The organism is Longimicrobium sp., assembly GCA_036389135.1.
Taxonomy (GTDB): domain Bacteria; phylum Gemmatimonadota; class Gemmatimonadetes; order Longimicrobiales; family Longimicrobiaceae; genus Longimicrobium.
The window spans coordinates 159,434-181,851 of sequence record DASVQP010000048.1 but is presented as its reverse complement, the minus strand read 5'-3'; the positions used below and the strand labels follow the sequence as shown (position 1 = coordinate 181,851).

The window sequence follows — 22,418 nt, the reverse complement described above, 5'->3', positions numbered from 1 at the left end:
GGAATGGAGCTTGCCCCTGCCCCGCCGCTTCGCAGATCACGGGTACCCGGGCCCCATCCCATGAGCGCAACTCGAGAGTGTCCCCTCGCCGCGACCCTGGCGCAGCGCATGCGCGCGGGGCGCGAAGAGCTGGTGGAACGGTGGCTCGGCCGCATCGCCGAGCGCGTCACCCTGCAGCCCAACGACATCTTCCCGACGGACGAGCTGCTGAACCACGTGCCGCTCCTCATCGACGGGATCGCGCGCTACCTGGAAGACCCGGCGGACGAGATCACGGCCGACACGCCGGTGGTGGCCAAGGCGGTGGAGCTTGGCGAGCTGCGCCACACGCAGGGCTTCGACGCGCACCAGATTCTGCGCGAGTACGAGATCCTGGGCGGCGTGCTCTTCGACTTCCTGATCCACGCGGCCGACGAGGTGGAGGAGCCTTGCGAGCGAGGTGAGCTGCTGGTGTGCGGGCACCGCGTCTTCCGCTCCATCGCCGTGATCCAGCAGTACACCACCACCCACTTCCTGCGCCTGGCGGACGACCGCATGCGCGAGCGCGAGGACCGGCTGCGCGGCTTCAACCGCGCCGTCACGCACGAGCTCAAGAACCGCATCGGCGCCGCCGGCGGCGCGCTGGAGATGCTGGCGGAGGACTGGGTGGCCGAGGACCCGAAGCAGCGCACCCGCTTCGTGGACATCGCCACGCGCAACGTCAACGCGATGAAGGACACGCTGGCGACGCTGCTGGAGCTCTCGCGCATCGACCCGGACGGCACACCCGCCCGCAACATCCTCCTGTCGGACGTCGCGGGCGAGGTGCGGCGGCAGCTGCGCGAGTTCGCCGACGCGCGCGGCGTGGAGGTGCAGATCGCGGACGACCTGCCCGTGGCCGAAGTCCCGGCCGCGCCGATGGAGCTGGCGCTCTCCAACTACGTCTCCAACGCCATCAAGTACCGCGACCCTTCCGAGCCACGCCCCTGGGCCCGCATCGAAGGTGAGCTGCGCAAAACCGAGGGCGGGTCTGAGATCGTGGTGCGGGTGTGCGACAACGGTCTGGGCGTGCCGCTGGATGCGCGCGAGCAGCTCTTCACCCGATTCTTCCGCGCCCACGAGGGCACCGTAACCGGCGAGGAGGGCACCGGCCTGGGCCTGTCGCTGGTGCGCGAGGCCATCGAGGCGGCGGGGGGGAAGGTGTGGTTCGAATTCCCGGACCGCGGATCGGTGTTCGCGCTGAGCGTGCCGCGGGGGTGAGGGCAGGGCCCCCACCCCCGCTCGTCACCTCGCGGCCCCTCCCCCAATAACTACCTGGGGGAGGGGCGTACGCACGGATCTCTGCCGGGTGCGCAATTCTGTAGGGGCGCGATTTATCGCGCCCGTGTCCCGCCCCCTCACTGCCGCCTGCTTTTCACACCACCCTCGTAGGGGCGGCCCCGCGTGGCCGCCCGTGCCGCCCCCGCACCGCCGCCCCGCCGTTAAACCGTAACCCGTAGGGGCCGACCTGCGTGTCTGCCCTCCCCCGCCCCGTCTCGACCCCCGCCCGACGCGCCTACCCCAACCCACCCAGCTCCACCTCCGACTCCAACACCCGCGGCGTGCCGCCCGCGAACATCGCGCGCAGCGACTCCCAGGCGGTGCGGCGGCGGATCAGGACCAGCGCGACCTCTCCCTCGTCGCGCAGGCCGAGGAGGTAGATGACGTGCACGTCGCCCAGCTCGTCGGGCCGTGGAAAGGTGTGCTCCACACCCTCCACCTCCACGCGGATCTCCGCGAGCGCCGCGAACTCGCGGGCATCCATGGAGCGCTCGATGAACAGGTCGCCGTCCACCTCCCAGCGGTCGGGGCCGGCGGGCTCGCCGGCGCGGTAGAAGAGCGGGTCGTACGGCTCGCCCTCGCGGCGGCGGAAGTTCTCGTCCTCGGCGTAGTCCATCTCCTCCAGGTCGTCCTCGCCGGCGGCGGACTCGCGGTGGTGGCGGATCTCGTGGGTGATCGTCTCCCACAGCTCGCCCTCCCAGTCGAAGTCGTCGTACTCGCGCGAGAGGGCCAGGAACGAGCCGTAGTACAGGTGCACGCCGGAGCTGACGTCATCGCCGAGGCCGGTCTCGACGTCGTACTCGCCGGTCGCGCACTCGCCCAGCGTGTAGACGTCCGGAAGCTCCGGGTGCGCCATCGCCCGGCTCCACACCTGGAGGTAGGAGACGCCGTGGCGCAGCTCGAGCGGAATCCCGTCGAAGATCTCGCGCGCCCGCCGCTCGAACTCGTCAAAGGTCACGTCGCAACCCCCTGGTGAAGCGTCACGAACGCCAGCGCCAGCACGATGCCCATCGTGAACGAACGAGGGTCGCTCCACTACAACAAAGTACGCCGTCTCCGCCAGGAGCGGCACGACACAGCGCGGGGGAGGCACCGGCATCGGCGCCTCCCCCGCGGCCCGTCTGGGGCGAAGGCTACTTCACCTCGTCCATGCTGCGGACGATGTGCTTCACCAGGCCGTACTCCCTGGCCGCCTCCACGTTCAGCCAGAAGTTGCGGCGCGTGTCGTTCTCGATCCGCTCGATCGACTGCCCCGTCTGCTCGCTGAAGATGCGGTTGATGCGCTCGCGCATGCGCACGATCTCCTGCGCCTCGATTGCGATGTCGGCCGCGGTGCCGCCGGCGCCGCCCGCCGGCTGGTGCAGCAGGAAGCGCGTGTTGGGGAGCGCGAAGCGGTCCTCGAGCGGCACCGCCACGAAGATCAGCGCCCCCGCGCTCGCCACCCACCCCGTCCCGATCATCCTCACCCGCGGCTTGATGAAGCGGATCACGTCGTGGATCGTGTCGCCCGACTCCACGTGGCCGCCCTGCGAGTTGATGAAGATGTTGATCGGCTCGTCCGAATCGGAGGCCATCGCCAGGAGCTGCCCCATGACGTTGGAGACGAGCTGCTGGTTGATGGCGCCGCTGATGATGAGCGTGCGGTTCTTGAACAGCCGGTCGCGCACGCTCTCGGTAAGCGCCGAAGCCGACTTCTCGTTTGCTGTCTGGTCTTCTTCCTGATCGTGGTCCTGATCGTCGCCCTCTTCCCTGCGCATGCTTCCTCCCGTACCTGTGGTGAGCCGTGCGGGACCACGCCCGCCCTTCTGATGCCGGTCCTAGCCGCACGTCCCGTTCCCGCCGCGGCCTCTCGCGACACTATACCGCCGCAACCCGCGTACGGCGAGGGGCACACTCCGCGCAGGCGAGCTTCCACTCGCAACCTCAACCGCCGAGACCTCGATGCCAGACCTCGCCGAACTGTACATCGCGTCGGACTCCGATCCGGCGCACATCGTGGAGTTCCTGCGCGAGCTGGCCTCCGCGTACGAGCTTCCGCAGCCGCTGTACGTGCTGGATGCGGGGTGCGGCCCCGGCCGTCTTCTCGCCCCCCTCGACCGTCTGCGCTGGCAGGTCACCGGGATGGAGCCCCACCCCGACTTCGTCGCCTCCGCCCGCTCCATCGCCCAGTCGAGCCGCCGCGTGAGCGTCCTCCAGGGCGGCTTCCTGGACATCGACCAGGCCAACGAGTTCGACCTCGTCATCGCCGTCAACAGCTCCTTCGCGCACCTGGTCACCCCCGCCGAGCGCGCCGATGCACTCCGGCGCATCCACCGTGCGCTGAAGCCGGGCGGCGTGGTGTTCCTCGACCTCCCCAACTTCCTCTGGATCCTCAAGAACCACCGCCCGCCCCAGCCCTACACCTTTGAAATACAGGGTGAGACGGTGACGCTCAACCGCATCCAGCACATCGACTTCCATGCCGCCACCTTTACCACCACCGACGAGTACGTTCATGCCCACAGCGGCCAGTCGGAAGCCCGCCTGGTCCACAGCTACGGGATAACTACACTTCCCGATCTCCAGCACCACCTCGACGCGGCGGGATTCGAAGACCCGCGCACCTTCAACAGCTACGCCGCGCGCTCTCCGGAGCGCCTGGACGGTGCGCGCATCCTCGTCGCCGCCCGCAAGCCCCTCGCGTAAAGGGGCCTCACACAGAGATGGGGAGGGGAACGGAAAGGCACAGAGAACCCCTTCTTCTGTTCTTTCCGTTACCCTCCGTGGCTCTGTGTGAAACGCGGTAAAAACATCGGCCCGCCACGACATCATCGCAGCGGGCCGAAGTTTCGGTTCTCCGAACGTCAGCGAATCCTTTCCTCCAGGAACCCCGCGATCTCGTCCTGCGAGATGCGCGACTGCTGCATCGTATCCCGGTCGCGGACGGTGACGGTGCCCTGCTCCATCGTCTCGCCGTCGACGGTGATGCAGAACGGCGTGCCGGCCTCGTCCTGCCGCCGGTAGCGCCGGCCGATGGCCCCGGCCTCGTCGTAGAAGCTGGGGATGCCGCGCCGGCGGAGGTCCTGGTGGATCGCGGCGGCGCGGTCCGGCATTCCATCCTTTTTCACCAGCGGGAACACGCCCACCTTGAGCGGCGCCAGCGACGGCTTGATCCCCAGCACCACCCGCGTTTCCCCCTCCACCTCCTCCTCGCGGTACGCGTTGGCCATCACGGCGAGCGTCGCGCGGTCCGCGCCCACCGAGGTCTCGATGATGTACGGGATGTACTTCTCGTTCGTCGCCGTGTCCACGTACTGCAGCTTCTTCCCCGAGAACTCCTGGTGCTTCGTCAGGTCGAAGTCGGTGCGGTTGTGGATCCCCTCGATCTCGCCCCACCCCCCCTCGCCGATGGTGCCGCCGAAGTGGAACTCCACGTCGCCCGCCGCGGCGGCATAGTGCGCCAGCTTCTCGTGTGGGTGGTAGCGGAGGCGGTCCGCCGAGAGCCCCAGCACCTCGGTATGCCAGCGGAAGCGCTCCTCGCGCCACCGCTCGAACCACTCGCCGGCGGTCTCGGGCTTCACAAAGAACTGCATCTCCATCTGCTCGAACTCGCGTGTCCGGAAGGTGAAGTTCCCGGGCGTGATCTCGTTGCGAAAGGCCTTGCCGATCTGCGCGATCCCGAACGGCACCCGCTGGCGTGCGCTGGTCTGCACGTTCAGGAAGTTCACGAATATCCCCTGCGCCGTCTCGGGCCGCAGGTACACGGTGGATGCGTCCTCCTCCACCGGGCCCATGAACGTCTTGAACATCAGGTTGAACTGGCGCGGCTCGCTCCACTTTCCGCGGGTGCCGCACGCCGGGCACTGCACCTGGGGCATCTCCTTCGTCCCGGCCTGCTCCTGCAGCGTGTCCTCGCGGTAGCGGCGGTGGCAGTTGCCGCACTCCACCAGCGGGTCGGTGAAGTTGGCCACGTGGCCGGATGCCTCCCACACGCGCGGGTGCATGAGGATGGCCGCATCGAGCCCCTCGATGTCGTCGCGCTCGTGGACCATGGCGCGCCACCACGCTTCCTTGACGTTGCGCTTCAGCTCCACCCCCAGCGGGCCGTAGTCCCACACCGACCCGGTGCCGCCGTAGATCTCGGACGACTGGAAGACGTACCCGCGCCGCTTGGAGAGGGAGACCAGCTTGTCCATCAGTTCCGTGTCCGCCATGTATCCCGTCAGGAAGATGTTCTCCGTTTCGCTCGGGCGGAGATATTATCCCGCTGCCGGGGTGGAGGCAATCCAAAGGAGGGGAATCTCACACAGAGACACGGAGGGAACGGAAAGAACCGCCAGAGCAGTTCTCGCCGTTCCCTCTCGCTTTTTACTCTGTGTCTCTGTGTGACGCGCCGTTCAGCGGTCCTGGTTCATCCACTCCACGCTGCGGGTGGCGCGCGGATGCACGTCCAGGCGGCGGGCCATCTTGCGGAAGGCGGGGCCGTGGTCCACCGGCAGCCCTTCCACGAACTGCCACAGGTGGATCATCTCGTGCCGCATCGTGTGCTCCGCCTCGCCCGCCGCCCCGTGCAGGCAGAGGCGGCGTGACATCACGATCTCCAGCGGAGTGGCCGAGAAGTGCCCGTTGCGCCGCTTCATCCGCCCGCTCAGGTGGATGGGCACGCGCGGCAGCGACCCGCCGAAGCGCTCCGCGTTCACCCGGTCGAACTCGGCCTGCATGCGCGCGATCTGCGCCCGGTCGGCGGCGGTGGCGCGGCGGGTGCGCGGGCGCGGCGCCGAGTTCGGCGTGGGCGGGATCTGCGCGATGAAACGCCGCACCGCTTCCTTTGCCGCGTTCCTCCGCCGCGCGTTCCTCGCCGTGAACAGCTCGCCGACGGCTACCAGCACCGAGTCCGGCGCGGCGGCGAAAGCCTCGTTGAGCCGCAGGTCGCGCCCCCGGTTCGCCACCGACGCCATGATCCGCCGGTTGCTGGTGAAGACGACGCGCTCCCATGCCCCGCCCGACCTGCGCGCGATCGCCAGCACCTCCGGCCCGCTCCGCTCGCCCGTGCGCCGGGGCTCCGGCACGCGCGGAGGCGCCGCGGCCGGCTTCGGCCTGGGCGCGGGCTTCGGCCCGGGCGCGGGGGGATCGAAGCCGAAGAGGTCCAGCAGCAGCTGCCCGATCTTCACGCCGGCGCCAGCGCGGGGGGACGCTCGGCGTGGCGGTACTCCACCTGGAAGCCCATCGCGCGCGGCACCGCCAGCAGCCGCTCGAAGTCCAGGTCGATGGTGGCGCCGGCCTTCTGCGTCACCTCGTCCTCCAGCGGGAGATCGAAGTCGTCCGCGCCAAACTCCAGCGCGCGGAATGCGTCCTCGTTGAGCGTGAGGACGGAGGTGCGCACGTGCTTGATGTTGTCCAGGAAGATGCGCGACAGCGCCACGTGCCTCCAGTACTCGCGCGGGCTCACCTCGTTGCCGCCCAGCGCCGTGCCGTACGGCTTGTAGCTCCACGGCAGGAACGAAAAGATCCCCTGCAGCCCATCCGCCAGGCACTCGTCCTGTAGCGTGCGGGTGCGCTCCAGGTGCTCCAATCGCTCGTCCAGCGTCTCGTCGAAGCCGATCACCATCGTCGCGGTCGTACGCAGCCCCGCATCGACGACGGCGCGCTGGGCGCGCAGGTACTCGGCCACAGTGTACTTGAACTTGGCGTGGCGCTTCCGGAAGTCCTCGGTCAGGATCTCCGATCCGCCCCCCGTGATCCAGTGCACCCCCGCATCGCGCAGCCGCCCCGCCGTCTCCGCGTACGAGAGCCCGGCCCGGTCGGCCAGGAACATGAACTCGGCGATCGTGAGCGCGTAGAACTCCACCGCGTCGCCGTAGCGGTCGCGCACGGCGGCGAAGAGGTCGCAGTAGTAGTGCAGCGGGAGCTTGGGGTTGAAGCCGCCGTTGAACCCCACCAGGTCGCCCCCGGCGCGCAGGAGGTCTTCGATCTTGGCGAAGACGTCCTCGCGCGACAGCACGTAGCCGCCGTGCTGGTTGGGGAGCACGTAGAAGGCGCAGTAGTCGCACTGCGCCACGCAGACGTTGGTGTAGTTGATGATCCGCATCACCATGTAGGTGGCGCGGTCGGGGGCGTGGTAGCGTGCGCGCACGGCTCCGGCCATGCGCTTCAGCTCGTCGTCGCTCGCATGCTGCCACAGGATGCGCGCATCCTCCACCGATACCCTTCCGCCGTCCTCCACCACGGCGGCGATCTTCCCCACGGCCTCGTTGATCGGCACCCTCTTCTCCTTTCCGGGTCATCCCCTCATACCCCGAAAGATGCGCCGTGTGCTCCGGTGGGTCAATTGGGGCGGGCAGGCGAGTGAACTCGCGGCAACAACAGCACAAAGTCCGCCTTCGCGGACTCGGGGGCGAGATCCGCGCGTCCCCCCCCAATCTCCACGCCGCCTCCGCGCCGTAGGGGCGCGATTCATCGCGCCCACCCTTTCCCCCACCTCGACCACCGCTCCCCGCCGCCAACCCGGCAGGGGCCGACCTGCGTGTCTGCCCACCCTCGCCCCCACCCCGAACCCCGCCCCCGAAGCATAATCCTGTAGGGGCCGCCCCACGTGGCTGCCCGTGCCCCGCCCATTCGCCGCGGCCCGCGGCCCGCGCGTCCGCCCCGGCCCCGCATCCAGGAGCGAATGAATTCGCCGCTGGAACCACACGAAGTCCGCCTCCGCGGACTCACGCATCCGTCCGCGCGCAGCGCCCCCTTTATAGCGGAGAAAAGGCACGGAGAGTACCCACTCTCCGTGCCCCGATCCATCCCTCACTGCGCCTCCGCGACTCCGCGTGAGGCCCGTTGGTCAGAGCCCCGGAATCGCCACGAACTCCAGCTTGAAGTACGGGAACACCGACGGCGCATCCACGCGGTTGTCCGTCTTCGCGCCGGCCACGCCGATCAGGCGGAACGCGGGGGAGAACGCCACCTCCAGCACCGGCCCCGCCTGGAACGCGCGATAGGTGTCGTCCGCCGCCGTGCCCTGCGCCACCAGTTCGGCACCCAGGCTGATCCCGCCGCGCTCGCGGAAGGGCGCGATCTGCTGCAGCCCGCGGCCGCGCGTCCAGAAGTACTCGCCGCCCCAGTTGTAGCTGACGATCAGGTCGGCGCTCGAGCCGCCCTCCGAGCCCCAGTAGTTGCCCTGGAGCGCCGTCACCAGCCCGTCCTCGGCGCCGCCGGGAGCGCCGATCGGCGTCACGTCCTTCCCCTGGATGAAGAGGTAGCCGACGTTGGCCTGCACCGAGCCCGTGGTGAAGCCGTAGCGCAGCTCCACCTGCGGCTGCACCGCGTTCACCGACTCGGTGGTGTTCCCCACCACGGGGTAGGTGAGGTTGTAGCCCATCACGCCCACGCCCACACCGGGACCCAGCCCGGTGGTGTGCACCGAAGCACCGAGCAAAAAGAGCGCGAGATCCTGCGTGTCCAGCTCGGCACCGCCGTACACCACCGCCTGCAGCTGCGCCGAAGCGGGCACCGAAGCGGCCGCGGCCGCCAGCGGGATGCAAAGGAGCGAAACCGCCTTTTTCAGCACGTAGGGTATGGCCATCTTCCTCTCCGGAACGGGTGTCTGGCGCGGGGGGGCTCCCCCGCTCCGCCGGACGCCGATGGCAAATCGCACACCGATCGGAGTCTCAGTCGCCTGCGAAAAAACGGCTCTTCCCACGCCGCGGATCCTGGTGCCAGGGACGACGAATCGGACCAGCGTCCCCTCCGGCACGGGCTCGTCCATCACCAGCCGCGCGCCGCTGGCGCTGATCTCCGCCAGCAGCGCCATCCTCCTCCCCGGCTCCTCGGGCGCGCCGGGGGCCCTGCGCAGCCACACGCGCGCGGGAAGGCGCACCTGCTCCCGCCGTTCGCGCCGCGCGTTGCGCGTCCACTCCGCCGTGCGCGCCAGCAGGGGGCGCGGACCGGTGTACTGCGCGCGCTCCAGCGGCACCGCGTGCTGGATGCAGTGGAGCTCGATGGCGTCGCGCACCCGCAGCGGCACCCCGTCGAACGCCACGCCGATCCGGTACATCGCCGGGCCGGGGCCCTCCAGCTTCACCTCGTGCACCACCCTCCCCCGCACCGTCACCGAGCCGGTGGTAAGCGGAAGCTTCATCCGCAGCTCGGACCCCGCCGGGAGCCGCTCGGGCATGCGGAAGGCGATCCCCGTGGGGTTCAGGTCCTCGGTCAGCGCGATCCACGACCGCGGCTTTCCATGGGCCCCGGCGGGGGTGCGCAGGGTGATGGGGAACTGGTCGCGGAAGCGGTGGTCGCCGCGCTGCTGCCTCACCCGCAGGCTCAGCCCGATGACCGACGCCGCCAGGATGAAGTTGAGCGACGCCCACAGCAGGTTCACCCGGAACGCCGTGGAAGCCCATCCATCCACCCCGTACTCCACCCACCCGTAGCGGTGCGCCATCGTGGCCCACGCCAGCGCCACCAGCGTCGTCACCATCAGCACCACCTGCGGCGCGTAGGTGCGAAAGGGTACGTGCCCCGGCCCCTTTGGAGTGACGGTAAAGCGCAGCGGCCGCGGCCACAGCACGGACGCCACCGCGCGGGTGTACGTCCAGAATTTCGCCATCTGGTAGCGCTCGGACATCCAGGTGTTCGCCGTGCCGCGCGACACCAGGTCCGAAAGGATGAACGAGAGGAGCAGGAACGGCAGGAAGCGGAGCAGGAACTCGCGGTCCACCGCCTTGATGGGCAGCGCGCCGGTGAGGAAGAAGACCAGCGGCGCGCAGTAGAACACCAGCTTCTGCACCCCGCCCACGTACGCCGTCAGCGAGCCGAAGTACGACACGCGCTGCGACAGGGTGAGCCCCGGGTGGGCGAGCGGGTTGAAGCGGCGGAGGACCTGCATGGCCCCCTGCCCCCAGCGCAGGTGCTGCACGTGGAACGCCGTGGCCGAGCCCGCCGCCAGCCCGTACGCCAGGCTCTCGCCGTAGTACGCCGACCGCCACCCCGCGGCGTGCAGCAGGAGCGAGGTCTCGATGTCTTCGGTGATGCTGTGCGTGCCGAAGCCGCCGATCGACTCCAGCGCCTCTCGGCGGAAGACCGCGCACGAGCCGCAGAAGAAGGCTCCGTTGATGGAGTCCTTGCCGGGCTGGATCACCGAGAAGAAGAGCCGCTGCTCCTCCCAGATCCGCTGCCACGACTCGTTGACGTCGTAGGTGAAGCCGTCCGTGTTGTAGAAGTCCTGCGGCGCCTGCACGAACGCCAGCTTGGGGTCTTCGAAGAAGCCCAGCAGCCGGTCGAGGATGTGCGGGAGCGGCACGTGGTCCGCGTCTAGCTGCAGGACGAAGTCGCCGCGGGTGTGCTTCAGCGCGTGGTTGAGGTTCCCCGACTTGGCGTGCGCGTTGTCTTCGCGACGCAGGTAGCCGATGCCGAGCTGCGCGGCCATCGCCTTCACCTCGTCGCGCTTCCCGTCGTCCAGGATGTAGGTGCGGTGCGGATAGCGGATGGCGCGCGCGCCCACGCAGGTGCGGCGGATCACCTCCAGCGGCTCGTCGAAGGAGGTGATGAACACGTCCACGCTCAGCCCCTCCGCCGGCGTCACCGGATCGCGGTGCTTCAAACGCCACACGGAGTGCACCATGATGAACGCCGTGAGCAGCCCCCACGTCTCCGCCAGCACCAGCGGGATGGAGAACCAGAGCGCTTCGGTGTTCAGCGACTGCGTCCACCGCCAGGAGATGTAGTAGACGCCGTACGCAAGCGTCACCACCGCCAGCATGCGGATCATCCGCTCCTGCCACTCCGGGAGGCGCGGCACCGAGTATCGCGTCGCCTTGCGCGCCTGCACCGGCGGCGCCGGCACCACCGGCTCGGCCAGCATCGCCGGAAGCTCGTGCACCGTCGCCGTCTCCAGCTCCGGCGCGACCTCAGCGAGATTCGCAGGAACGGAATCCGGCTCCGTGAAGAGCTCCATCGCGGGATCGACGTGGAGCTCCGTCGCCAGTTCAGGCGCGAGCTGCGCGGGCGAATCGGCTGCGAGCGCGGGCCCTGGCTCCAGCTCGGCAGACGACGGGACCTCGCCGAGCGCTACGGCCTCGTCATCGGACGAGACATCATCGAACGCTGCCACCTCATTGAGGAACGTGACATCACCGGACGACGTAGCCTCGTCTGCGAACTCGGGCTCCAGCTCCGCGGACGGCGCGACCTCATCGAGGGACGTGATCTCGTCCAGCGGCGCGGCCTCGACGGACGGCGCGACCTCGTCGAACGTCGTGACTTCATCCAGCGGTGCGGCATCGACCGGCGGCGAAACCTCGTCGAGTGCTGCTGTCTCGAACGCCGGTTCAATGTCATCAACCGGTGCGGCCTCAACAGACTCCGCGATGTCGTCTCGCGGGGCGGTTTCGACTGACGGCGCCAGGTCGTCCAGCGCTGTGGCCTCGACGGGCGGCGCAATCTCGTCGAGCGCTACGGCATCGATGGACGGCGCAACCTCACCGAGCGGTTCGGCTTCCACATAACGCGCGACCTCGTCGAGCCACGCAGCGTCCTCGACGGGTGGAGCCTCGACTGGTGCCGCGACCTCATCGAGCGGCGTGGCGTCCGCGAGCGGTGCGGCTTCGGCAGCGAGCGCAGGCTCAGGCTCGGCGACCGGGTCCGGCACGGAGACGTCGTAGGCCGCCGCGGGCTCCGCGATGGTGGCGTCCGCTTCGGACAGATCGTCGGCCGCGGGCTCGGCGAACGGCTGCGGCTCCGCGGCGGGCTGGGCTTCGACGACAGGCAGAGGCGCGGCGAACGCCTCGGCCGCGGGTTCCGGCTCGCCGGGGGCGAGCGCGGCGGCGACCTCGCAGCGGGAGCCGAGGACGCGGCGGATCCCCTCCACCTCGTCCGGCTCCGCCAGGGCGAGCGCGTGTCCCAGCCGCGCGCCCAGATCGCGCAGCCCCGGCGCGTCGAACGGCGCGTAGAACAGCAGCAGGCCGCCCGCGCGGGCCACCTCCGCCCGCGCGACGGACCAGTGCCGGTGCGCGAACACCTGCTCCGGGTCCGGCGCATCACCGGAGGGGAGGAACGAGAAACCCAGCCCCTCCACGGGCCGGGCGGTGCGCCGTACCGATGCGCCAAAGAGGACCACGTCCGCGGCCCCCTCGTCGTTCGGAACGCCCAGGTGCAGGTGCAGCGACGGCGACTCGAAGTCCAGCTCCGCCAGCACCACCAGCCTCCCCTCCGACGCCGCCTCCTGCGCGATGGCGACCGCGGCCTCGGGACCCCACCCTTCCGCCCTGGCGCGCGGCCCGGTCACCAGGAGGATGGCGTTCCACACCGCGGCCCGCCCCGCCAGCAGCGCCCGAACCGGGTCCGGCCCCTCCGGCGTGGCCGGAGGGGCAGGTGCGGTGTCGAGAGCGGAAGGCGAGTGCATCGTCCTGGCGGTCACGGATCCTGTCTCAGGCCCCCAGCACCCCCGCGGAGACCGGGCGCGCGGAACGGGCCGCGTCGCGCGGCTCCTCGAGAAGCTGGAGCGTCGCCTCGCGGGGGAAGGTCGCCTCGCCGCGGCGCAGGAGGGCGTCCAGCGTGGCGCGCACCTCCGGGAACTCCGCGTCCGGCGGGAAGCATACGTCCGCCCCGGCGCCGAGAAGCTCCACGCGACGGCGGGCGTCGGCTGCATCCACCACCAGCACCGGGAGCGATGCGGCCAGCGCGCGCACCTCGCGCACCAGCGCGGCGGCATCGGCGTCCGGAATGTCGGCGCCCACCACCAGTGCCTGCGGGGCCCCGGCGCGCAGCCGCTCGCGCAGCGCGGCGGCGGTGCCGGCCGTCTCGGTGGCGTAGCCTTCGCCGTGCAGGCGCGCCGCCAGCTCCAGCGCGCGCAGCTCAAGGGGGTGCACCACCGCCACGCGCCCGCCCCACCCGTAGCCGATGCCGTGGCGCTCGCGCTGCGCGAAGACGCGGCGCAGGACGCTCACCACAAGCGGGTCGAAGGCGCTGCCGGCCTGGCGCTGCAGCTCGTCCACCACCGCCGCCGCTCCGGAGCGGCCCTCGCCCAGCAGCGCCGCCGCCGCGCGGGCAACCGCAAGCACCCGCGCCGGAAAGGGAATCTGCTCCTCGCGGAGGCCGGCCGGGAGCCCACCGCCGTCCCAGCGCTCGTACTGGTGCGCCAGCGCCTCGCGGGCCGCCTCGGGAAGCGCCACACCGGAGAGGAGCTGCAGTGTGACCGCGAGGTTGCGCCCCGGCTCGCCGCTGGAGCCGCCCAGGTCGCCCAGCAGCGCCGCCAGCCCGAGCGCTTCCTGCTGCGGAGCGCTCAGCCCCAGCTCGCGTCCCAGCGCCTGCACCAGCAGGCGGCGCAGGCTGCTCTCGGCGCGCATCACCGGCCCGTCGCGCTCCAGCAGCCGCACGAGCACTTCGGCCAGCGCGGCGGTGGACGAGCCTCCGGCGGCGTCTTGCGCGGGAGCCGCGTCCTGCGCGGACGCCGCGGGCGGGGTGCTCACGGAAACGGCTTCATCGTCGGCCGTTTCGGGGGCCGAGACGGCGCGCTGGACGGGCTTTGGCATGATGTTCCTCGCAATACGTGTCAGGAGGGTGTGCCTTGGACAACGGTCGGCCGGGTGGCCAGCGGCGGGCAAAGCGTCGCGGCACCTCTCGCCAGCCGGTGCGGCGACGTGAGGCGGGCCCGCAACTCCAAAGCAAGAAGCTTGCCCCCAAAAAAGCCTGTTTCCGGGGCTCGCGCAAGTGTAATGTTACGTTTCATCCTAACAGAATGTGCTAGTCGCGGCGCCTCCCCGGCCATGCGCGCCGCAGAGCGCTGGCGGCCAGGAGCCACGCGACCCCGCCGATGGCCATCAGCAGCACGATCCCCGCCGGCACCATGAGCGCCGCGAAGGCCACCGAGAACACCGTCTTTCCTGTCTTCGCCAGCGGCGGCGCGTCTTCCCTCAGCTTGACCGGACGGGCCGTATCCGCCCTGCCCGCACCCTCAGGTACGACGCTCGACGCGGGCACCACGTTCGGATAGGACTCCGCCGACTCACCCTCGGGCGACCGCGACGGAGCCGGCCTCGGGGCGATCACCGGCTCACCGCTCAGCGGCGAGTCCGCGGGCTCATCCTCCATGCGCGCCGTCATCGCGGCTGCGCCAGCCGAGTCGGCGGTAATCGCGGGCGTGCGCGCCAACGGATCCGATGTGCTGGATGGCGTGCGCGGTGCCAGCACTGTTGCCGCACGCGACGATGTGTCGGGCGCAGCCGTCTCTCGGCGCGGCGTCGGCGCGGGGGCGACCGCCGCCAGGCGAGGTGCCGGGGCGCGGACCGTCGTATCCCGGCGAGTCGCACGGTTCGGCGGCACTCCGCGAGATGCGGAGGCTACCGGTGTGTCGCCGAGAGTTGTGCGGGTCGGCGCAAGCGTTTCCCGGCGCGTCGCTGGCGATGCCGGTTCGCGGCGTGGGGCCGCGGCTCGCGCAGATGTCTCCCGGCGAGCAGTCGGCGCACGCGTCTCCCGGCGCGGCGCTGTGGATCGCGTTGCGGTGTCGCGCCGAACCACCTGCGTCGGAGGAATGCGCTCGCGGCGAAGGGTTGGTGCGGCGGTGTCGCGCCGGCGTGCCGGCGTGGTCGGCGGCGTCTCCAGCAACGCCGGCGTCGCGGTCTCGGTGCGGGATGGAGCGGAAGAAGCCGGGCGAGAAGGTGCGGGCTCGGGGGCGCGGGTGCGCGGGCGGGGAACGGCGCGGGGGGGTACCAGGCCCGACGCCACGCGAACGGGCGGAGGCTCGATCCGGCTCACCTCCGCATCGCCGACCCTTACCGACGACAGCCTTCCGGCCGGGTACTCGTGGACGGCGACGGCGAACTCCCGCGGCCGGAGCCACACGCAGCGCGAGCCGCCGGCCACGGAGCCGGCGGCGCCCCACAGCACCGCGTCGAAGCGGACCGCCACGGGGTACGGGTTGGTGTTCTCTACGACGAGGTGCCCGGCGGAGGGAGTGCGGTTCGTGTCCAGCCAGGCGTGAAACACGACGCCGGAGCGCGTCGCCGCGGGGATGAACTTGACCAGCGCGGGGGCCGAAGAGGAAGAAATTGCGAGCGACCCCTGGCACGTGGCCTGCGCTTCCGCCACCTTGCCCGTCGCCAGCGCGCACACGCCCGCCAGGAGCGCCGCGGCGACGCTCCCGTTGCGGGCCGGCGGCCGCGCGCGCGGGGGCCTTCCCGCCCGGGCAACGGACCGTGTCCATCCGGCCCCAACGATGAAATCCCGATTCGTGCAGAATCCCACGGTGTACGCCACGGCCCTCATGCTCGGTATTGGGGGCTGGCTCGTGTTGACCTCTCCGGACGGGAGCTCCGGAAGTTCAGGCGACGCACATCCCGCGCCCCAGGCTGCGCGTGCGGCCCAGACTGCGCGTGTGGCCCAGGCTGCGCGTGCGGCCCAGTCGCGCCCCCTGCCCCGCTTCGAGCTGGACACGCTTCCCGGCGAGCGGGCGGCCTTCATGTTGGCCGCCCAGAGTGCCTGGGTGTACGTGGAGCGCGAGTACCAGCCGTCCACCGGCCTCGTAAACTCGGTCGCCGCATACCCGTACGCAACGATCTGGGACATGGCGAGCGGGCTGGCGGCGCTGTACTGCGGGAACCGGCTGGGGCTGCTGGAGGACGACGAGTACGACCGCCGCATGCGCCTGGCCCTCAACACGCTCGGCCGCCTGCGGCTGTACGACGGGATCGCGTTCAGCAAGAACTACTCGACGCGCACCGGCGTCATCGCCGGGCGCGACGACCGCGACTGGAGGTCGGCGGGGCGCGGCACGGGGTGGTCCGCCACGGACATCGGGCGGATGCTGATCTGGCTGCACGTCATCCGCACCAACCAGCCGAAGTACGCGCCCAAGATCGACTCCGTCGTGGCGCGGCTGGACATGAGCGAGCTGGTGAAGGACGGCTACCTGTGGGGCTCCACCCTCACCCCGGCCGGCCGTGAGCTGAGGTACGTGGAGGGGCGCATCCCCTACGAGCAGTACGCGGCGGCGGGCTTCGCGGCGTGGGGCCACCGCGCGGAGCAGGCGCTGAACCCCGCGGTGAACGCCATCCCCATCACCGTGCTGGGCGTGCCGCTGGTGGCGGACCGGCGCGGGCAGGACCACCTCACCAGCGAGCCGTTCGTGCTGCACGGCCTGGAGGTGGGATGGACGCCGCCGCTGCGCGACCTGTCGATGCGGATGCTGGAGGTGCAGCGCGAGCGCTTCAGGCGGACCAAGCAGGTCACCATCGTGAGCGAGGACGCCATCCCCCGGCCGCCGTACTACTTCTACTACTACAACGTGAACCTGCAGGGGAAGACGTTCGTGGTCAGCGCGCAGGGCTCCAACAACGCCTCGCGCACTGAGCGCTGGGTGAGCGCCAAGGCCGCCTGGGGATGGCACGCGCTCCTTCCCAGCGACTACACGCGCATCGCCCTGCGCACCGTGGCCGACGCGCGGCGCACGACCGGGTGGAGCTCCGGCGTATACGAGGCGAACGGGCGCTCCACGGGCGGCGAGAACGTGAACACGGCGGCCGTGATCCTGGAGGCGGCGCTCTATCGCATGACCGGCCGTCCGCTCGCGGCACCCGCGCCGCGGGCAGTCCGTTAGACCGCAACTGCATGTCTCACGCAGTGGCGCAGAGACGCAGGAGAGGGAGGCCTCGCGAACACAAAGCTTTCGCGAAGCGTGGGGATGAATTAAATGGTTGGGGAGAGGCTGGATCTCTGCGCCCCTCTCGTCGTCTCCGCGTCTCCGCGTGAGGCCCGCTGTTCCACCCCTGTAAACCAACGGAGACCATGAGCATCAGGCGAATCGCGGTGCTGGCCTGCATCCTTTCCACGGCGGGGTGCGCGACCGTCGGCCGGCGCCCCGCGCCCAAGTCGGTGTCGGGGACGCTGGCGCACGGAGAATTCGTGAACGTCCCATCCGGCACCGTGAACGACTGGAGCCTGCTGGTGTCGCCGATGCGGATGGGGCTGGAGGAGCCGCGCTCCGAGAACGACAACCGCCTCCTCGCCATCCGCGTGTTCGCCACCGTCGCCACCGACACCTCGTGGCAGGTAACCGCGCAGTACCGCTTCGGCTACGCCATGAACAACGGCTCGGTGTTCTGGGTCCCCGGCTCCGCCAACTTCCTCCTCGTCCCGCGCTGACGGGCGGATACAGAAAAGAAGCGCCCCGCCGAGAGCATCTCTCGGCGGGGCGCTTTCGCGTGCGGTCCGCTCAGCGCGAGGCGAGCATGTTGGCGCTGCGGGAGGCGGCGGGGGCCTCGTTGTAGGCCATCGCGACCCCGCTGTCGCGCATGGCGTCGCGGAAGGCGGCGAGCGAGGCGGCGCTGGAGTTCACGCGCCAGTCCGTCTCCTTGTCCATGTTGAACCAGACGGCGCCCACCACGTTGGGGTGCGAGCGGAGGGTGGCGTAGGCTTCGCGGATCCAGCGCGCCTTGGCGTCGCCGCTCCCCTCGTCCGACGCGAACTCGCCGATCAGGATCGGCTTCCCCGGGTAGCGCCTGGCCAGGTCGGAGAGCATGTGGTCGGCCGAGGCGCCGTCGAACATCGCGGCCGGGGCCAGCCAGTCGCCGCCCCACAGCTTGGGGGCGTTGAAGCCGTGCGCGCCCACGTAGTCCACGTAGTCGCCGCCCGGGTAGTAGTTGCCGTACCAGTTCCAGTGCGACTCGCCGGTGGCCCGGTTGGTGAGCGGGTTGCCTACGTTGGGGTTGAAGACCCAGCGCACGTTGGTGGCGCCCTCGCGGCGGAAGATGTCCACGATGCGGCGCCACGCCTGCCCGTAGCGGGCCGGGGCGTTGCGGTCGCCGCCGTTGGCGGCCCCCTGCCAGGCGTAGTCCCAGTTGCCGTTCATCTCCCACGCCGGCTCCACCAGCACCACGGTGCCCAGCGAGGCGAGCTGGCGGGCCATGCGCGCCAGCTCGGCGTCCGCCTTCCCGGCGATGATCGGCTCCAGCACCCCGGTGCGCGGACCGCCGGCCCAGCGCACGTCGAGCGCAAGGTAGCTGGTGGCGCCGGTGGAGACGACCTCGCGCACCAGCTTGCCGCACCACCCGGTGGCGGAGAAGTCGCACGACAGGTCGTGGAACGTCTTCACCAGCGCCGGCTGCTTCCCGGTGAGCTTCCCGAAGTCGCGGATGGCGCCGGCGATGTGCTCCGGCGTGCTGAGCGCGTCGCCCAGGTACGCCCCGCCGAAGAACGGGCGGTTGGCCGGGTCGGCGATCATCGGGGAGGTCGTCGGCTCCGTCTCGGTCGGCGTGGAGCCGGTGGGGGAGTCGCCGCTGCAGGCGGAGATCGCGAGGATCACGAGGGGGAGGAACAGCGCGGCTGGACCGCGGCGTACGGTGCGCGTGGATCGCATGGCACATCACCCTCTTCGGCGGCCCGACTGGCGTGGCGGGCGTGTGGCCCGCGGTAGCCTCGTAGCTTTGCGTCCCCGTCTTTCGGCGGGTTTGCCGTTCTCGGTGGGGGCCCGGGGCGTCCGGGCGAGGAACCGGGCGGCATACCGCCCGCCCTCTCCATTCGCACGGCGCGTTCCGGCGCCGTGCAGAATGCCAACTTGCTGTTTCTCAATTACTTACGTCTGCGGCTCCGGTGGTCGGCGCGGCCGGGAGTGCCGTGTTTTGCGGTGGAAGCTGAATTTTGCAACAGCAGTCTCACACAGAGACGCGGAGGAAACGGAAAGACACAGAGGAAACAACCTTTGCTTCTTGTTGTTTCCTCTGTGTCTCTGTGTGATGCGCGGTTGCCGTGCTCTCAGCTTGACGATTCGCGGCGGCGGAGGAGCGCGTCGAGGGTGGCGCGAACCTCGGGGAACTCGGCGTCGGCGGGGAAGCAGACGTCCGCGCCGGCGCCGAGGAGCTCCACGCGGCGGCGGGCGTCGGAGGCGTCGACCACGAGCACCGGGAGCGAGCCGCCCACCGCGCGGACCTCGCGAACCAGCGCGGCCGCATCCGCGTCCGGAAGGTCGGCGCCCAGCAGCAGCGCCTGGGGCGAGCCGGTGCGCAGCAGCTCGCGCAACCCCGCGGCGCTGCCGGCGGTCTCGGCGGCGTAGCCCTCGCCGTGCAGGCGCGCGGCGAGCTCCAGCGCGCGCAGCTCGTGGGGGTGCACCACCGCCACCCGCCCGCCCCAGCCGTAGCCGATGCCGTGGCGCTCGCGCTGCGCAAAGACGCGGCGCAGTACGCTGACCACCAGCGGGTCGAAGGCGCTGCCGGCCTGGCGCTGGAGGTCGTCCACCACCTGGCCGGCACCGGGGCGGCGCTCGGACAGCAGCGCCGCGGCCGCGCGAGCGACGGACAGGATGCGTGCCGGGAAGGGAATCCGCTCCTCCCGCAGCCCGGCGGGGAAGCCGCCGCCGTCCCAGCGCTCGCACTGGTGCGCCAGCGCCTGGCGGGCGGTCTCCGGAAGCGTGACGCCGGAGAGGAGCTGCAGCGTGACCGCGAGCTGCCGCCCCGCATCCGCAGCGCCGCCGTCGCGCAGCTCGCCGAGGGCGCTGAGGAGCGCCGCCAGCGCGAGCGCGTCCTGCTGCGCGGGCGGAAGGCCGAGCTCCCGCGCCAGCGCGACCGCCAGCAGGCGGCGCAGGCTGCTCTCGGCGTGCATCACCCCGCCCTGCTGCTCCAGGACGCGCACCAGCACCTCCGCCAGCCCCGCGGCGCCGGCGCCCATCTCCGCTTCGGGCGTATCCTGGGGCGCGCCGTACATCTCGGCGCGGATCTGAGCCAGCGGGTCGGCCTGCGGGGGCGGCGCCGGCCTGGCCGTGTACGCGAGCTTCGCAAGCTCGTCGAAGCGAACCGGTCCCGCCTCGGGCTCTTCGTCGAAGGCCTCCGCCTCCGGCTCCGTCACCGGCTCGGCGGGAACAGTCTCGATCTGCGCCTGGGTTTCCACGAAGCGGGTGACGTCTTCGTCCGCGCCTTCGAAGATGGAGGTGACTGCGGCTTCGGCCTCGCCCTCCTCTTCCGCGTCCGACGCATCATCATCCATCTGGATCACCACGATGTCGCCGGGCGCAACTTCGTCCACTTCCTCGTCGTCCGGGAGGGACGTGTCGGGGGCAGCGTGATAGGCGACCGGGACGTCATCCGCGACGGGCGCTTCCTCCACTTCCGGGTTGTGAGTGGATGCGGCCCAGCGCTCCGCCACGTAGGCAGAGGGCGCGAGCTCGGCGGCGGCGACGCCATCGAGAACGCCTTCGAACGGCTCGGCTTCCTGCTCCGCGGCGGCCGGCTCCGGCTCGGCCGCGAGCGGCGCGGTGTCGGCGTCCAGCTCCGACGGGTCGGCGACCTGGACCGGCTCGGCGGGCACGATGGGCTCTGGCGGCGCGGCTTCGGCAACCGTTTCCGGAAGCTCTTCCCGCGGGGGCACATACGCGCTGTCGGCGGGTACTTGATCCGGCGCGACGGGTGACTCGAAGACCGTCTCCTCCCTGCCGCGCGCGTAGTCGCGGACGGGGGCGGGGGGCGCGGGCTGCGGCTCGTCCACGCGGCCGCCGGTGACGGTGCGCACGAGCCACGAGAACCGGCTCTTCGGCGGCGCCGCTGCAGACTCGGGCTCCGGTTCGCGCACGGGCTCCGCCGGCGGAGTGGGCGCGATGAGATCGGGCTGGCGCATACGCCACGCGGGCGTGGCCTCGGGCTCGCGGACGGGCTCAGGCTCGGGGGTGGGCGCGGGCGGCTCGGCCGGGCGCATACGCCACGCGGGCACCGGATCGGGCTCGCGCGGGGTCTCGGGGGCGGGAGGCGCGGGCGGCTGCACGCGGCGCATGCGCCAGGCCGGGACCGGCTCGGCCGGGGCGGGCGCGGGCTCCGCGGCGGAGGCGGGCTCGGCGTCTTCCTCGTCGAAGTCGGGAGCCACGATCTCGGACTCGCCGTCCTCCGGGTCGCCGTTCTCCAGGCGCACCACGCGGCGGTAGAGCTGCATCGCCTCCACGCGGCGCCCCGCGGCCTCCGCGATGTCGCCGAGGGCACGCAGGGCCACGATGTTCTCGGGGTCCAGCCGCACCACGTCGCGCCACACGGCGGCCGCGCGCTCGTCCTCGCCCTGGTCGGCCAGGACCCGGGCCAGGACCACCAGGCCGCTGGGGTAGTCGCCGTGCCGCCGCAGCCCCTCGGTGAGCACCTGCTGCGCCTGCTTGAGCTCGCCCGCCTTGCGGTGCGCCTCGGCCAGGTGGACGAAGACGCGGCTTCCGGGGTTGCGCGCGTATTCTTCTTTGAGCTTGCGGAGCTGGCTTCGGGAGGTGTCGGCCATGTTGGCTTCGAGGAGTTGGATGCAGAGGCGCCGGACGCGCGGAGGCACCGGTCCCCACACAATCGGGCCGGAGCGCGGGTCCTGCAAGGTCTGCGGCGGCGGCCCCACCGGCCGGAGCGCACATCGTGGGCCAATCGCCCCCGAGTCGCAGCGTTTTTGTTACACCCAAGCTGCTACTTCCCTGGTCCGCAGATTGCAGGAAACGGTGTTCAGCAAGGCAACCGAATGGCGTCCGCTCCAGATGCCGCCTGGCATCTGCCGGTGTCGCGACCAATCCAAATACAAAGCCTAATGACCGCAGCGATCGCCCGCGCAGCCCGGCTGGCCGCAGTCGTGCTCGCCCTCGTTTGCGCGCTCCCCGGCGGGGTGCAGGCGCAGCAGGCCTCGGTCGATCCGCTGCGCCCCGGCGACCTGATCCGGCTGAAGATCTGGCGCGAGCCGGACCTCTCCGGCGAGTTCCGCGTGGACGACGAAGGTGTGGCGGTGCTGCCCCGCCTGGGACCCACGCAGGTCGGCGGGCAGGAGCCAGCGGCGCTCACCGCCCGGCTGGTGGCGGCGTACGCGGACTTCCTCCAGCACCGATCCATCGAGGTGGTGCTCCTCCGCCGCATCCAGGTGCTGGGCGCGGTGCGCAACCCGGGGATCTACTCGGTGGAGCCCAGCATGACCGTTTCGGATGCCCTGGCGCTGGCCGGCGGGACCACGTCGGAGGGGAACCCCAAGCGGATCGACCTGATCCGCGGCGGGCGCCGCCTTCCGGTGGCGCTCTCCGCCGAGACGCGCCTGGCCGCAACCTCCATCCGCTCCGGCGACCAGCTGTTCGTGCCGGAGCGGGGCTGGATCACCCGCAACACCGGGATCGTGACCGCCGCGATCACCGGCACGGTGGGCCTGCTGATCGCGCTACTTAGCCGCTGAGG

16 protein-coding genes and 1 riboswitch are annotated in these 22,418 nt (G+C 71.0%); of the genes, 6 read left to right on the top strand and 10 right to left on the bottom strand.

Going from position 1 to position 22,418, the window contains the following annotated elements; genetic code table 11:
* The first annotated feature begins 60 nt into the window (after nt 1–60).
* On the top strand, nt 61–1,239 hold the full coding sequence (locus VF584_12230; protein HEX8210935.1) for a sensor histidine kinase: 1,179 nt from the start codon (nt 61–63) through the stop codon (nt 1,237–1,239).
* A 295-nt stretch (nt 1,240–1,534) separates the two neighbouring features.
* Here the strand turns inward: VF584_12230 and VF584_12225 are convergent, their stop codons facing one another.
* Nucleotides 1,535–2,257, bottom strand: coding sequence for a hypothetical protein (locus VF584_12225; protein ID HEX8210934.1), 723 nt, complete (start codon nt 2,255–2,257; stop codon nt 1,535–1,537).
* Between the two features lie 175 nt (nt 2,258–2,432).
* Complete coding sequence (locus tag VF584_12220) at nt 2,433–3,056, bottom strand: ATP-dependent Clp protease proteolytic subunit (GenBank protein HEX8210933.1); 624 nt, start codon at nt 3,054–3,056, stop codon at nt 2,433–2,435.
* 184 nt (nt 3,057–3,240) lie between these two features.
* Here VF584_12220 and VF584_12215 point away from each other — a divergent pair, with 184 nt between their 5' ends.
* Nucleotides 3,241–3,984, top strand: coding sequence for a class I SAM-dependent methyltransferase (locus VF584_12215; protein HEX8210932.1), 744 nt, complete (start codon nt 3,241–3,243; stop codon nt 3,982–3,984).
* 158 nt (nt 3,985–4,142) lie between these two features.
* Here the strand turns inward: VF584_12215 and VF584_12210 are convergent, their stop codons facing one another.
* From VF584_12210 to VF584_12185, 6 genes are all read right to left on the bottom strand, one after another.
* Entirely contained in the window at nt 4,143–5,492 is a 1,350-nt protein-coding gene (locus tag VF584_12210) for a glycine--tRNA ligase (GenBank protein HEX8210931.1), read from the bottom strand.
* 183 nt (nt 5,493–5,675) lie between these two features.
* Nucleotides 5,676–6,449, bottom strand: coding sequence for a SprT-like domain-containing protein (locus VF584_12205; protein HEX8210930.1), 774 nt, complete (start codon nt 6,447–6,449; stop codon nt 5,676–5,678).
* Nucleotides 6,446–7,540 carry a radical SAM protein gene (locus VF584_12200; GenBank protein HEX8210929.1) on the bottom strand — a complete coding sequence of 365 codons (1,095 nt, stop codon included), beginning with the start codon at nt 7,538–7,540 and terminating at the stop codon, nt 6,446–6,448. The genes VF584_12205 and VF584_12200 overlap by 4 nt, the downstream gene beginning before the upstream one ends.
* Nucleotides 7,541–8,110: 570 nt before the next feature.
* On the bottom strand, nt 8,111–12,682 hold the full coding sequence (locus VF584_12195) for a glycosyltransferase (protein HEX8210928.1): 4,572 nt from the start codon (nt 12,680–12,682) through the stop codon (nt 8,111–8,113).
* A 10-nt stretch (nt 12,683–12,692) separates the two neighbouring features.
* Nucleotides 12,693–13,796, bottom strand: a complete 1,104-nt coding sequence (locus VF584_12190; protein HEX8210927.1) for an HD domain-containing phosphohydrolase — start codon at nt 13,794–13,796, stop codon at nt 12,693–12,695.
* A 211-nt stretch (nt 13,797–14,007) separates the two neighbouring features.
* On the bottom strand, nt 14,008–14,415 hold the full coding sequence (locus VF584_12185; GenBank protein HEX8210926.1) for a hypothetical protein: 408 nt from the start codon (nt 14,413–14,415) through the stop codon (nt 14,008–14,010).
* 409 nt (nt 14,416–14,824) lie between these two features.
* Between VF584_12185 and VF584_12180 the strand changes: the two genes are divergently transcribed.
* The 3 genes from VF584_12180 (at nt 14,825) to VF584_12170 (ending at nt 17,403) form a co-directional block, all read left to right on the top strand.
* Entirely contained in the window at nt 14,825–15,244 is a 420-nt protein-coding gene (locus VF584_12180) for a hypothetical protein (protein ID HEX8210925.1), read from the top strand.
* A 393-nt stretch (nt 15,245–15,637) separates the two neighbouring features.
* The gene (locus tag VF584_12175; GenBank protein ID HEX8210924.1) at nt 15,638–16,858 is read left to right on the top strand and encodes a DUF3131 domain-containing protein; all 1,221 of its coding nucleotides are present in this window, start codon (nt 15,638–15,640) and stop codon (nt 16,856–16,858) included.
* A 188-nt stretch (nt 16,859–17,046) separates the two neighbouring features.
* Nucleotides 17,047–17,403: a hypothetical protein gene (locus VF584_12170; GenBank protein ID HEX8210923.1), complete on the top strand. Its 357-nt coding sequence runs from the start codon at nt 17,047–17,049 to the stop codon at nt 17,401–17,403.
* A 70-nt stretch (nt 17,404–17,473) separates the two neighbouring features.
* On the opposite strand, the gene VF584_12165 is transcribed toward VF584_12170, so the two are convergent.
* Together VF584_12165 and VF584_12160 are read right to left on the bottom strand one after the other, a co-directional pair.
* Nucleotides 17,474–18,616, bottom strand: coding sequence for a glycosyl hydrolase (locus VF584_12165; protein ID HEX8210922.1), 1,143 nt, complete (start codon nt 18,614–18,616; stop codon nt 17,474–17,476).
* Between the two features lie 14 nt (nt 18,617–18,630).
* Nucleotides 18,631–18,722, bottom strand: a riboswitch (cyclic di-GMP riboswitch).
* A 289-nt stretch (nt 18,723–19,011) separates the two neighbouring features.
* Nucleotides 19,012–21,498 carry an HD domain-containing phosphohydrolase gene (locus VF584_12160; protein HEX8210921.1) on the bottom strand — a complete coding sequence of 829 codons (2,487 nt, stop codon included), beginning with the start codon at nt 21,496–21,498 and terminating at the stop codon, nt 19,012–19,014.
* A 291-nt stretch (nt 21,499–21,789) separates the two neighbouring features.
* Here VF584_12160 and VF584_12155 point away from each other — a divergent pair, with 291 nt between their 5' ends.
* Entirely contained in the window at nt 21,790–22,416 is a 627-nt protein-coding gene (locus VF584_12155) for an SLBB domain-containing protein (protein HEX8210920.1), read from the top strand.
* Nucleotides 22,417–22,418: the final 2 nt, after the last annotated feature.

Bases quoted from the DNA above. Each gene is read 5' to 3' on its own strand.
- VF584_12210 (HEX8210931.1), bottom strand. From the start codon at position 5,492: ATGGCGGACACGGAACTGATGGACAAGCTGGTCTCCCTCTCCAAGCGG.
- VF584_12160 (HEX8210921.1), bottom strand. From the start codon at position 21,498: ATGGCCGACACCTCCCGAAGCCAGCTCCGCAAGCTCAAAGAAGAATAC.
- VF584_12230 (HEX8210935.1), top strand. From the start codon at position 61: ATGAGCGCAACTCGAGAGTGTCCCCTCGCCGCGACCCTGGCGCAGCGC.
- VF584_12170 (HEX8210923.1), top strand. From the start codon at position 17,047: ATGAGCATCAGGCGAATCGCGGTGCTGGCCTGCATCCTTTCCACGGCG.
- VF584_12190 (HEX8210927.1), bottom strand. From the start codon at position 13,796: ATGCCAAAGCCCGTCCAGCGCGCCGTCTCGGCCCCCGAAACGGCCGAC.
- VF584_12165 (HEX8210922.1), bottom strand. From the start codon at position 18,616: ATGCGATCCACGCGCACCGTACGCCGCGGTCCAGCCGCGCTGTTCCTC.
- VF584_12215 (HEX8210932.1), top strand. From the start codon at position 3,241: ATGCCAGACCTCGCCGAACTGTACATCGCGTCGGACTCCGATCCGGCG.
- VF584_12220 (HEX8210933.1), bottom strand. From the start codon at position 3,056: ATGCGCAGGGAAGAGGGCGACGATCAGGACCACGATCAGGAAGAAGAC.
- VF584_12155 (HEX8210920.1), top strand. From the start codon at position 21,790: ATGACCGCAGCGATCGCCCGCGCAGCCCGGCTGGCCGCAGTCGTGCTC.